Source organism: Streptomyces sp. GC420 (assembly GCF_009916105.1).
Lineage (GTDB): Bacteria > Actinomycetota > Actinomycetes > Streptomycetales > Streptomycetaceae > Streptomyces.
The window spans coordinates 1-10,998 of record NZ_JAAAXQ010000286.1 but is presented as its reverse complement, the minus strand read 5'-3'; the positions used below and the strand labels follow the sequence as shown (position 1 = coordinate 10,998).

Below are 10,998 nucleotides of genomic sequence, written 5' to 3'. Positions count from 1 at the left end.
GGTACTACCGGACGATCCGTCCATCGCTGGAGGGGATCACTCCTCGGGTCGCAGGTGCCCCGCGGGGCCTCGCTCCTCGCGCGGCCCCGTGGTGCCGGGGCGGGGCGCGATGGGCGCCACCGGCAACAGGGTAGTCAAGACGGGGACGTGTGCGGGAGTGGCTCATTCGCCGGGCGTGCCCGTACCGCGCTCCTCGACGAGGGCGCGCAGCGCGCGGGCGTCGCCGATGGCCTGCTGCCTGGCGATGCCGGGCTGGATTCCCATGGCGGGCAGGCTGGTGCCGTCGGACAGGTCGAGGAAGACCCAGGGGTCGCCGGGGCGCAGATTGACCCGCAGGATCTGCGCCCACTCCAGCCGGCGCCTGGTCGTCAGGTTGACGACCGTGACGCCCGACTCCTCGGCCACGACCTTGGGACGGCTGAGCAGCAGCAGCACGCCGAAGAAGAGGGCGGCCGTGAAGATGAAGCTGGCCCGCTCCCCCGGGCCGATCTCCAGCATCAGCGAGACCACCGTGATCACGGCGAACAGCACCGTGCCGACGCTGATCAGCACGGCCCGGGTGCGCGTGGGCCGGAAGGTGACGGGGAGGGCGTGCGGCTGAGACATGGTGTGCGTTTCCGGTCCGGTCCGAAGGGTCCTCAGAGGCGGCAGGCGTGGATGGCGGTGGTGAGGATCGCCCGCGCCCCGAGGTCGTACAGGTCGTCCATGACCCGCTGGGCCTCCTTGGCCGGCACCATGGCGCGTACGGCGACCCAGCCCTCGTTGTGCAGCGGGGAGACCGTCGGCGACTCGAGACCGGGGGTGAGGGCGACGGCCTGCTCCAGGTGCTCGGCGCGGCAGTCGTAGTCCATCATCACGTACGTACGGGCGATGAGGACGCCCTGGAGGCGGCGCAGGAACTGCTGGACGGCCGGGTCCGAGGCGTCTGCGCCGGTGCGGCGGATGACCACCGCCTCGGACTTCATGATCGGCTCGTCGATGACCTCGAGCCCGGCGTTGCGCAGCGAGGTGCCGGTCTCGACGACATCCGCGATGACCTGTGCGACGCCCAGCTCGATCGCGGTCTCCACCGCGCCGTCGAGGTGGACGACGGAGGCGTCGACGCCCTTGTCGGCGAGGTGCTTGGCGACGATGCCCTCGTAGGAGGTGGCGATCGTCATGCCGGTGAAGTCGGCCACACGCTCGGCGGTGCCGGGCTTGGTCGCGTACCGGAACGTGGACCGGGCGAAGCCGAGCGGGAGGATCTCCTCGGCGTTGGCGCCGGAGTCCATCAGCAGGTCGCGGCCGGTGATGCCGATGTCCAGGCGGCCGGAGGAGACGTAGATCGCGATGTCGCGGGGACGGAGATAGAAGAACTCGACCTCGTTGTCGGGGTCGACGAGGACCAGCTCCTTGCTGTCCTTGCGCTGCTGGTACCCGGCCTCATGCAGCATGTCCGCCGCAGGGCCGGAGAGTGAACCCTTGTTGGGGACGGCGATGCGCAGCATGAGATCGAGTTCCTTCGTGCGTAGGGAAGTTGCTGGGACTGCGGGTGGTACGGGCTCGTGGGGCGCGGACGCGGAGGGCGGCTACAGATGGGCGTAGACGTCGTCCAGGCTGATGCCCCGGGCGACCATCATCACCTGCACGTGGTAGAGGAGCTGCGAGATCTCCTCGGCGGCGGCGTCCTTGCCCTCGTACTCGGCGGCCATCCACACCTCGGCCGCCTCCTCGACGACCTTCTTGCCGATGGCATGGACACCCTTGCCGACCAGTTCGGCGGTGCGGGAGGAGGCGGGGTCGCCGGTGGCGGCCTTCTGCTGGAGCTCGGTGAAGAGCTCCTCGAACGTCTTCTTGGACATGGTGCTCCCACCCTACGCGGAACCGGACCCCTCTCAGCGCCAGGGTTCGGATACTGAACGCAGCAGGGTCGCGGTGGCCACGGCGGCGGTCACCGCCTCGTGTCCCTTGTCCTCGCCGGAGCCCTCCAGACCGGCCCGGTCCAGTGCCTGCTCCTCGGTGTCGCAGGTCAGTACCCCGAAGCCGACCGGGACACCGGTGTCCACGGACACCCGGGTCAGCCCCTCGGTGACGCCCTGGCACACATAGTCGAAGTGGGGCGTGCCGCCGCGGATGACGACGCCGAGGGCCACGATCGCGTCGTAGCCGCGGCCCGCGAGGACCTTGGCGACGACGGGCAGTTCGAAGCTGCCGGGGACCCGCAGCAGGGTGGGCTCGTCGATGCCCAGTTCGCGCAGGGCCCGCATGGCCCCGCCGACCAGCCCGTCCATCACCTGCTCGTGCCACTGTGCCGCGATCACCGCCACCCGCAGGTCGCCGCAGTTCTTGACGGACAGCTCGGGTGCGCCCTTGCCGCTCACGCGCTTCTCCTCGGTTTCTTGTCGGTGCGTCGTCGGTACGTCGCTCGGGGGGAACTACTGGTTGCCGCAGGCGGAGACGGCGGTGGTGCCGTCGAGCCAGGGCAGGTCGTGCCCCATCCGGTCGCGCTTGGTGCGCAGGTACCGGATGTTGTGCTCGCCCGCCTGGACGGGCATGGGCACGCGGCCGTTGACCTTGAGGCCGCTGCGGACCATGGCGGCGGTCTTGTCGGGGTTGTTCGTCATCAGCCGCAGGCTGCGCACCCCCAGGTCCTCGAGCATCTGCGCCCCGGCCGCGTAGTCGCGGGCGTCGGCGGGCAGACCGAGTTCCAGATTGGCGTCCAGGGTGTCCCGGCCGCTCTCCTGGAGTTCGTAGGCGCGCAGCTTGGACAGCAGCCCGATACCGCGCCCCTCGTGGCCGCGCAGGTACAGCACCACACCGCGGCCCTCCTCGGTGACCCGCTGGAGGGATGCCTGCAGCTGGGGCCCGCAGTCGCAGCGCTGGGAGGCGAAGATGTCGCCGGTCAGGCACTCGGAGTGAACCCGCACGAGCACGTCCTCGCCGTCGCCGATCTCGCCCTGCACCAGGGCGATGTGCTCGACGCCGTCGACCGTGGAGCGGTAGCCGTACGCCGTGAAGTCGCCGAAGGCGGTGGGCAGCCGGGTCTGCGCCTCGCGGCGCACGGTGGGCTCGGAGCGGCGGCGGTAGGCGACCAGGTCCTCGATGGAGATGATCGACAGGCCGTGCTTGCGGGCGAACGGGATGAGCTCGGGCAGCCGCAGCATCCGGCCGTCCTCGCCGGCGATCTCGACGATCGCGGCCGCGGGCCGCAGCCCGGCGAGCCTGGCAAGGTCGACACCGGCCTCGGTGTGTCCGTTGCGGACGAGGACGCCGCCGGGCCTGGCGCGCAGCGGGAAGACATGGCCGGGCCGCACGAAGTCGCCGGCGGTGGACGTGCCGCTCGCCAGCAGCCGGAGCGTGGTGGCGCGGTCGGCGGCGGAGATGCCGGTGCTGACGCCGTGGGCGGCGGTGGCGTCCACGGAGACCGTGAAGGCCGTTCCCATCGACTCGGTGTTGCGCTCGACCATCTGCGGGAGTTCCAGCCGGTCGAGCTCCGGGCCCTCCATGGGCGCGCAGATCAGCCCGCGGCACTCGCTCATCATGAAGGCGACGATCTCGGGGGTGGCCGTCTCGGCGGCGATGACGAGGTCGCCCTCGTTCTCCCGGTTCTCGTCGTCCACGACGACGACGGGCCGCCCCGCCGCGATGTCGGCGACGGCCTTCTCGACGGGGTCGAGGGCGAAGTCCTCGATGCCGTCGCCGGTTTCGCTGTACCAGTGCTGTACGGCGGTCATGCTCGGGCTCCTTCCAGAGCGGGTGCGGCACTGCCGCGGGTACGCAGCCACCAGTCGCGCATGCCCCACAGGACGAGCGCGCCGTAGACGACGTAGACGAATCCGGAGAACGCGTAGCCGTTGGCGAAGTTGAGGGGTACGCCGACGAGGTCGACAAGGAGCCAGGCGAACCAGAACTCGACCATTCCGCGGGCCTGGGCGTACATGGCGACGAGGGTTCCGACGAAGATGTACGCGTCGGGCCAGGGGTCCCAGGACAGCGAGGGGTAGGCCGTGAAGAGCCCGCCGACGGCCAGGGTGCCGAGGGCGGCGCCGCCGAGCATCGCGCCGCGTTCGCGCCAGGTGGCGAAGCGGATGGTGATCGTTCCGTCCTGCGCCTGCTGCCTGCCCCGGGTCCACTGCCAGTAGCCCCAGGCCGCGACGGCCATCACGACGACCTGCTTGCCGGCGCTGCCGGTCAGGTGGGTGGCGAAGGCGGCGAAGAGGATGGCGCCGGAGACGAACTGGACGGGCCAGGTCCACAGGGAGCGCCGCCAGCCGAGCGCGAGGGCGGCCAGGCCGAAGAGGTTTCCGATCATGTCGGACCACTTGATGTGCTGGTCGAAGGCCGTGAAGGCCTCGGAGTTCAGCCAGTCCAGGGCGCTCACTTCGCCGCCTCCCCGGCGCGCGCGCCCATCAGGCGCTCGACGTACTTGGCCACCACGTCGACCTCCAGGTTGACCGGGTCGCCGGGCTGCTTGATGCCGAGTGTGGTCAGCGCGAGCGTGGTCGGGATGAGGCTGATGGTGAAGTGGTCGGCGCCGGCGTCGACGACGGTCAGGCTGACGCCGTCGACGGTGATGGAGCCCTTCTCGACGACGTACCGGGACAGGTCGGCGGGCAGCGAGATCTTCACGATCTCCCAGTTCTCCGAGGGCGAGCGCTCCAGGATCGTGCCGGTGCCGTCGACGTGCCCCTGCACGAGGTGTCCGCCGAGCCGTCCGCCGAGCGCCATCGGCCGCTCCAGGTTGACGCGGGAGCCGGTGGTGAGCGCGCCGAGGCTGGAGCGCTTCAGCGTCTCGGCCATGACGTCGGCGGTGAAGGCGCCGTCCTCGAGGTCCACGACGGTGAGGCAGACACCGTTGACGGCGATCGAGTCGCCGTGCTTCGCGCCTTCGGTGACCAGCGGGCCGCGCAGGGTGAAGCGACAGGCGTCACCGAGGTTCTCGACTGCGGTGACCTCACCCAGTTCTTCGACGATTCCGGTGAACACTCTCAGCGCTCCTTAGGTGTGGCGGTGATGCGCAGATCGGGTCCGACGCGCACGGTCTCGGTGACGTCGAGCCGCAACGCCTCGGCGATGGTGTGGATTCCGGCGCCCGCCAGGGCGGCCGGGCCCTCGCCGAGCAGCACGGGGGCGATGTAGCCGACGACCTTGTCCACGGCCGCTGCGGCGACGAAGGCACCGGCGAGCGTGGGGCCGCCCTCGAGCAGCACCGAGCGGACGCCGCGCGCGTGCAGGGCGGCCAGCAGCGCGGGGATGTCCAGGCCGGCGGCGGCGCGGGGCAGCCGCACGGTCTCGGCCCCCAGATGCGAGGTGTCGGCGTCCTCGGCGACCGCGATCAGGGTGGGGGCGGCGTCGTCGAGGACCCGGGCGCCGGGCTTGACGGCGCGCGCCTCGGTGTCGACGACGACCCGCAGCGGCTGGACGGCGCCGTCGATGCCGCGGACGGCCAGGTGCGGGTCGTCGGCGCGGGCGGTGCCGGAGCCGACGACCACGGCGTCGCACTCGGCGCGCAGCCGGTGCACCTCGGCCCGGGACTCGGCGGAGGTGATCCAGCGGCTGGTGCCGTCGGCCGCGGCGATGCGGCCGTCGAGGGTGGCCGCGTACTTCCAGACGACATGGGGGCGCCCGAGGCGCACGGAGGTCAGCCAGGCGGCGTTGCCTGCCTCGGCCTCCTCGGCGAGCAGTCCGCCCTCGGTGCGGACACCGGCGGCTCGCAGGGTCATGGCGCCGCCGGTGGCCTGCGGGTTGGGGTCGCCGACGGCGTAGACGACACGGGCGAGGCCGGCCTCGATCAGGGCCCGGGAACAGGGGCCGGTGCGGCCGGTGTGGTCGCAGGGCTCCAGGGTGACGTACGCCGTGCCGCCGCGTGCCCGGCTCCCCGCCTCGCGCAGGGCGTGGATCTCGGCGTGCGGCCCGCCGGCGCGCTGGTGACAGCCCTCGCCCGCGAGTTCGCCGGCGGCGTCGAGGACGACACAGCCGACGACGGGGTTGGGGCTGGTGGAGCCGAGTCCACGCGCGGCGAGGGCGATGGCGCGACGCATCGCGTCACGGTCACGTTCCTCGCTCGTGGCTGCTGCGGTGGCCACCGGGTCCTCCTGCCGCTTAGGGCACGGACTCCGGGGCCTGTCGATGACGACAGAGGAAGCGGATACGGCGAACAGGACGCCGGGACATCGTACGCGGGTTCCACTGGGGACCCGCCGAAGGACGGCGATACCTGTACCGGCCCGCCGCGCACTGCCTCCCATCCGGACTTTAACCGTCGGTCCAGGAATTTCACCTGGTCAACCGGTCACTGGAGGTGACCGGGTCGCGGACTGTAACCGCCGGTTCGGACTTTCACCGACCCCGGAGTGCGCTGCTGCTGTTACAGGGTCAGTGTGCCACGGCCGACCCAAAGTGATGCGCACGGAACCCTGTGTATTGCCTCACAAGCGATACGAAACCTCCCGGGAGCCCGTCGATGCACAGCTGTTGACGTAATGGTCTAGTCCTTCCTGGGTTTCCTCGAAGCGTGAACCAAGGCGGCCCGCAAGGGAGTTGGACGGACCGGTGGATTCCGGACGGCCTCGCCGATGATCTGGCGCATGGCGCCCGCGTGACCGATCCTGGTTCCGGCGGACGGGTACCGAGCGCGCATGGACCGGGCGGACCGGGTGCACTGGGCGGACCGGCTGAACCGGGCGGGCCGGAACAGTGGCCCCCGTCGGCGAAGGCGGGAGTCCGGCCGGGCCAGGAGTCCGGACGACCCGCGCACGAACGCCCGGCGGCGGAATACCGGCCCTTGCCCGCCGCCGGGTCCCGGCTCCCCCGTCGGGGGATCGCCCGACCGGCCGGTCGGGTCCGCGCCGCCGGTCGGCCCGCGACCGACCGCCGCGGCGGTCGCCTCACCGCTCAGCCCCGCGGGCTGAACAGCTCGTCCTGCGCCGCGTCGCGGGCCGCGAGCAGCGCTCCGTGCAGCACCGCGGTGCCGCCGAGGCTGCCCGCCCGCACTCGGGTGGGCAGGGGGGACATGGCCGACAGCCGGGCTTCGACGCGGGCGGCCAGGGCGCCGCCGCCCGCGTGCCCGATCTCGCCGCCGAGGACCACACAGCCGGGGTCGAGGACGGCGGCGACGGATGCGGCGCCGAGCGCGATGCGTTCGGCGAGGGTGTCGAGGAAGCTCCCGGCGCTCGCCCCCGCGCCGGCACCGGCACCGGCGCCCGCAACCGCCGCGAGCGCGGCGCGGACCAGGGCCGCGCCGGGCACGCCGCCGGGCTCGACGGCGGCCGTGATGCCGTGTTCCGCGGCGAGTTCGACGATCGCGCCGCTGCCCGCGAGCGAATGGAAACCGCCCTCGCAGTGCGTCGCGGAGGGCAGCGCGGCGGTGAGCGGCACCGGCAGCCAGCCGATCTCGCCCGCGCCGCCGGAGGCGCCGCGGCGCAGGGAGCCGTCGAGGACGACGGCGGCTCCGGTACCGTGCCCCAGCCACAGGAGGACGAAGGTGTCCTGGTCGCGCGCGGCACCGATCCGCTGTTCCGCGACGGCGGCGAGGTTGGTCTCGTTCTCCAGGAGGACGGTCGCCGGAAGCCGCTCGTTCAGCACGGCGACGAGGCTTCGGTGCCAGGCGGGCAGCCCTCCGGTGTCGCGGAGTTCGCCGGTAGAGGGGTCGACCAGCCCTGGCGCGCCGATGCCGACGGTGTGCAGACCGGGCGCGCCCGCTTCCCGGGCCGTCCGCTCGAGCAGGGCGACGACCTGGGCGACCGCCTCCTCCGTACCGCCGGCGTCGTCGGCGCCTTTGCCCTTGCCTGCGCCTTTGCCTTTGGCGCCGCCGTTCTTCTCGGCGCCGCCGTCGGTGCCGACGGGCCGCGTGGCCTCGGCGAGCGTCCTGCCGAGGAGGTCGGCGACAAGCACCTGCACGCTGTGGGTACGGACGTCCAGCGCGGCCAGGTACGCCCGGTCGGCGGCGATCCCGTACAGCCGCGCGTTCGGGCCGCGGCGCTCCGCGCCCGACTCCCCCACCACCCGGATCAGCCCGGAGACCCGGAGCCGCTCGACGAGATCGGCGACGGTCGGCCGGGACAGACCGGTGAGGGCCTTGAGCTGGGTGGCGGTCAACGGGCCCCGCTCCTGGAGGAGCCGGAGGGCGAGCCGGTCGTTGATGGCGCGCGCGGTGCTCGGAGAGGCGGTCCGGACGGCCGGCGGCGCGGCTGGCACTGACGTCATGCCGGGAATCCTTCCAGAAGCCGTGGAACGCGGTCTATTTATCAGGTTCCCTTCCTGATAGTTTACGGGACGACGCCGAGACAGGAGGGCATGAGGGATGGCCGGAGACGAGGAGCTCACCGCGGAGCGGCTGAAGCGGGCCCGGCTCGCCGTGGCCGCCGTGTTCGCCGTGCACGGCGCCGTCGTCGGAAACTTCGCCACGCGGGTCCCGTGGGTCCAGGACCATGCCTCGCTCAGCGCCGGACAGCTCGGGATCGCCCTGGCGTTCCCGGCGCTGGGCTCGGTCGTGGCCATGCCCGTGGCCGGCTCGGTCAACCACCGCTTCGGCTCCAGGACCGCCCTGCGCGGAATGCTCGCACTGTGGACGCTGGCACTCGCCCTGCCGGCGCTGGCCCCCAACCTCCTCACGCTCTGCCTGGCCCTGTTCGTCTTCGGGGCCTCCGCGGGCATGGCCGACGTCGTCATGAACGCCATCGGTGTGGAGACGGAGAACCGGCTGGGCCGGTCCATCATGTCCGGCCTGCACGGCATGTGGAGTGCCGGGGCGCTCGTCGGCTCGGCGGCGGGGACGCTCGCCGCGCACGCCGAACTCGACGCCCGCATCCACCTCTCGGTCGCGGCCGGGGTGCTGACCGTGCTCGGCGCGACGTGCTGCGGGGGCGTCCTCGACCTGCGCAGCGCGCCGGAGGAGCACCCGCCGCCGCGCTTCGCGCTGCCGCCGAGGTCCGCCCTCGTCATCGGCCTCGTCGGACTGTGCGCGGTGTTCGCCGAGGGCGCGAGCCTGGACTGGTCGGCGGTCTACCTCCGCGACGTCCTGGGCACCTCACCCGGCGTCGCGGCGGCCTCCACCACGGCCTTCACCCTGACCATGGCGGTGACCAGGCTGGCCGGGGACGCGGTCGTCGAACGCTTCGGGCCGGTACGGACGGCCCGGGTCAGCGGTGTCCTCGCCACGCTCGGCGGGGTGCTGGTCGTCATCGCGCAGAACCCGGTCATGGCCCTGGGCGGCTTCGGGCTGCTCGGCGTGGGCGTCGCCGTCGTCGTCCCGCTGGCCTTCGCCGCGGCCGGCCGCAGCGGCCCGAACCCGAGCCAGGCCATCGCGGGCGTCGCCACCATCACGTACACCTCGGGCCTGATCGCCCCGTCCGCGATAGGCACCGTCGCGGATCTCACCTCGCTGACCGTCTCGTTCGGCCTGGTGACCCTGCTCGCGGTCGGCCTGGTGGCGGGAGCGGGCGTCCTGCGCGCCGGCTCGCACTCCAAGACGTCCGCGCGCTCCGACCGTCCCGCGGCGGACCGGTCGCCCACGGCCTGAGCACACCTCCGGAACCCGACACGGCCCCGGCCCCCTTGCCGCGCCCCGGCGGCGCGTGGAACAGGTCCGGGGCCGATGCCGTATGACGTGCGGTCAGACGCGATGCGCCGTTTCGGCCGACGGGGTGAGCGCGCTTCCGTGCCGCGGCGCATGCCGGCATCGTCGACGGCGGCCGCCGGGACGGCGCTGCGCGGCACCGGTTCGCCGGGCCGCTCCGGACCGTGCGCACGGCGCACGGCGCACGGCGCACGGCGCACGGCGCACGGCGGGCCGCGGGTCTCAGCCCCGCGCCAGGTCGTAGGCGTAGTCCGGGGTGAAGGCTCCGGCGCGGCCGCGGCAGCCGTCGGACTCGCCCGGGAGCTTCACCCACAGGTAGGCGTCGATGCGGGCCTGGCCCGTGGCCGTGGTCGGAGCGCGGCCCAGGGCACGGTCCGCCGGGTCGCACCACTGCCCCGCGGCGGGCGGGCCGTTGCCGTTGCGGCTGGTGTCGATGACCGCGCCCAGCCGCGCGGGGCCGCCGAGTTCGGCGAGCACCCGCTGGGCGTAGGCGACCTCGTCGGCCGTGGTGTGGAAGTTGGAGACATTGGTGAAGATGCCGTCGCCGCTGCTCGACGCGCCCGCCGCGCGCAGCGCATCGGCCTGTTGCGCGGCCGCGTGCCATCCGGAGTGCCCGCCGTCGAAGTACACCCGCGCTCTCGGGTTGGCGGCGTGGATCGTACGGCCCGCGCGGGCCAGTGAGGCGAAGCGCGCGGAACGCTGCCCGGCGGACAGGCAGTCCGCCAGCGCGACCGAGTCCGGCTCCAGGATGACGACGACCTCGCCGCTCCCCAGGCCCGCCGCGAAGTTCCGCATCCACGCGTCGTACGCCTCGTAGCCGGGCGCACCACCCTGCGAGGCGCCGCCGCAGTCCCGCTCGGGAATGGTGTACGGCACGACCACCGGCACCCGGCCCTGCGCCGCGGCCCCCGAGGTGACCTCGCGCACCCGGGCCGTGATCGCCCCGGGGTTGTACTCGGCGAACCAGACCGCGGCAGGCCTGTCCGCTATCCGCGACTTGATCAGCGGCTGCCTGGGGTCGCCCGGGTTCGCCCCGACCCAGTCGAGGACCTGGGACTCGGGGTGCCGGTACAGCCGGGCGTCCGAGAGCGGTGCCGGTGCGGCCCGCGCCGCGCGCCGCGTCGGCTCGGCGGTGGGCCGTGCCTTCTCCACCCGCTCCTCCGGCCTCGTCTCCGACGACGAGGGCGAGGGCGAACCGGACGCCGGGGGCGCGGGCGCGGAGGACACCGCCGGAGGCGGCACCGGCAGCGGCGTCCCCGAGACCTCGGGCGCCGCCGATTCCCGCTCTCCCCGCGGTCCGGACACCTCGGTCACGACCCCGGTGACCACGGCGACCGCGACGACCGCGGACGCGACGGCGGTCAGCACCCGCTGACGTGCGGCCCGGCGCCGCTCCGCACGTGCGAGACGGCGCTGGACACGTTGGCCCGGCACGGTGGCTT

At 73.2% G+C, this 10,998-nt stretch carries 11 protein-coding genes and 1 riboswitch; of the genes, 1 reads left to right on the top strand and 10 read right to left on the bottom strand.

The window, feature by feature from the left end; all coding sequences use genetic code 11:
* Positions 1-162: 162 nt before the first annotated feature.
* From GUY61_RS27835 to GUY61_RS27795, 9 genes are all read right to left on the bottom strand, one after another.
* A complete protein-coding gene (locus GUY61_RS27835) occupies positions 163-606 on the bottom strand; it encodes a PH domain-containing protein (protein WP_166633010.1) in 444 nt (147 codons plus the stop codon).
* A gap of 32 nt (positions 607-638) precedes the next feature.
* Positions 639-1,487 (bottom strand): ATP phosphoribosyltransferase, encoded by an 849-nt coding sequence (gene hisG, locus GUY61_RS27830; protein ID WP_166633009.1) that lies wholly within the window; start codon positions 1,485-1,487, stop codon positions 639-641.
* A gap of 81 nt (positions 1,488-1,568) precedes the next feature.
* Entirely contained in the window at positions 1,569-1,841 is a 273-nt protein-coding gene (locus GUY61_RS27825) for a phosphoribosyl-ATP diphosphatase (RefSeq protein WP_166633008.1), read from the bottom strand.
* A gap of 33 nt (positions 1,842-1,874) precedes the next feature.
* Positions 1,875-2,360, bottom strand: a complete 486-nt coding sequence (ribH, locus tag GUY61_RS27820; RefSeq protein WP_166633007.1) for a 6,7-dimethyl-8-ribityllumazine synthase — start codon at positions 2,358-2,360, stop codon at positions 1,875-1,877.
* A gap of 54 nt (positions 2,361-2,414) precedes the next feature.
* Positions 2,415-3,713, bottom strand: a complete 1,299-nt coding sequence (locus GUY61_RS27815) for a bifunctional 3,4-dihydroxy-2-butanone-4-phosphate synthase/GTP cyclohydrolase II (protein ID WP_166633006.1) — start codon at positions 3,711-3,713, stop codon at positions 2,415-2,417.
* Entirely contained in the window at positions 3,710-4,351 is a 642-nt protein-coding gene (locus GUY61_RS27810) for a nicotinamide mononucleotide transporter family protein (protein ID WP_166633013.1), read from the bottom strand. Before GUY61_RS27810 ends, GUY61_RS27815 begins: the two co-directional genes overlap by 4 nt.
* 5 nt (positions 4,352-4,356) lie before the next feature.
* On the bottom strand, positions 4,357-4,965 hold the full coding sequence (locus GUY61_RS27805; protein ID WP_166633005.1) for a riboflavin synthase: 609 nt from the start codon (positions 4,963-4,965) through the stop codon (positions 4,357-4,359).
* 2 nt (positions 4,966-4,967) lie between these two features.
* Complete coding sequence (gene ribD / locus GUY61_RS27800) at positions 4,968-6,065, bottom strand: bifunctional diaminohydroxyphosphoribosylaminopyrimidine deaminase/5-amino-6-(5-phosphoribosylamino)uracil reductase RibD (RefSeq protein ID WP_313896890.1); 1,098 nt, start codon at positions 6,063-6,065, stop codon at positions 4,968-4,970.
* A gap of 144 nt (positions 6,066-6,209) precedes the next feature.
* Positions 6,210-6,340, bottom strand: a riboswitch (FMN riboswitch).
* Between the two features lie 533 nt (positions 6,341-6,873).
* The gene (locus GUY61_RS27795; protein ID WP_166633004.1) at positions 6,874-8,184 is read right to left on the bottom strand and encodes an ROK family transcriptional regulator; all 1,311 of its coding nucleotides are present in this window, start codon (positions 8,182-8,184) and stop codon (positions 6,874-6,876) included.
* Positions 8,185-8,281: 97 nt separating this feature from the next.
* Between GUY61_RS27795 and GUY61_RS27790 the strand changes: the two genes are divergently transcribed.
* A complete protein-coding gene (locus GUY61_RS27790; protein ID WP_166633003.1) occupies positions 8,282-9,499 on the top strand; it encodes an MFS transporter in 1,218 nt (405 codons plus the stop codon).
* Positions 9,500-9,778: 279 nt separating this feature from the next.
* Here the strand turns inward: GUY61_RS27790 and GUY61_RS27785 are convergent, their stop codons facing one another.
* Entirely contained in the window at positions 9,779-10,921 is a 1,143-nt protein-coding gene (locus GUY61_RS27785) for a glycoside hydrolase family 6 protein (RefSeq protein WP_166633011.1), read from the bottom strand.
* Between the last annotated feature and the right edge of the window lie 77 nt (positions 10,922-10,998).